The sequence below is a fragment of the Brucella sp. TWI559 genome (genome assembly GCF_039674265.1).
In the GTDB taxonomy this organism is placed as follows: Bacteria; Pseudomonadota; Alphaproteobacteria; order Rhizobiales; family Rhizobiaceae; genus Brucella; species Brucella chromiisoli.
Window position 1 is genome coordinate 1 of sequence record NZ_JBDJNE010000074.1, and the last position, 561, is coordinate 561.

Genomic DNA, 561 nt, shown 5'->3' on the forward strand with positions numbered 1-561 from the left:
CAGGACCTGTCCGCTCTGAGCAAAAAGAGTCCCCTCAACCGTTGTATTGCCGCCAATGCTGCCATGGCCACCCAGTGCCGCACCGGATGCGACATCGACCGTGCCGGTTCCATCACCGAGCTTGCCGCCATCAAGACGCAGAGTGCCATCCTTCACAAGCGTATTGCCCTGGAAGGCGCTGCTGTCACCCGTTAAGGCCAGCGTACCAGCCCCCTTTTTGGCCAGTTGGCCTAAGCCGGTAAACACATTGGATAAAGCAAACTGATTATCCGCATCAGCAATGTCAAAGCCACCGCCGTGATCGCCCCACACGATCGTCTTTGTGGTGTCGTTAAAATGCGTGCCGGTAATTTGCAGTGTGCCGCCGTCAAAATTAAGCGCACCTATTCCCAGATTCTCTTCCTGTTCGACTGAAACCACACCGGCATTGAAAAATGTATCGCCGTAACCGTTATTGCCCGAAAGTGTGAGCGTACCAGCTCCGTTCTGTGTGACACTGCCCGTGCCGGTGATGGCGCCGGAAAGCGGGGTCGCCCCCGTATTGTCGACCACGAGATTGCC

Annotated in this window: 1 protein-coding gene; it reads right to left on the reverse strand. The window is 56.3% G+C overall.

Features of this window, described 5'->3' with window-relative positions:
• The coding region (locus ABE530_RS19670) for an autotransporter-associated beta strand repeat-containing protein (protein WP_499695730.1) at positions 1-561 on the reverse strand (561 nt) is incomplete at both ends.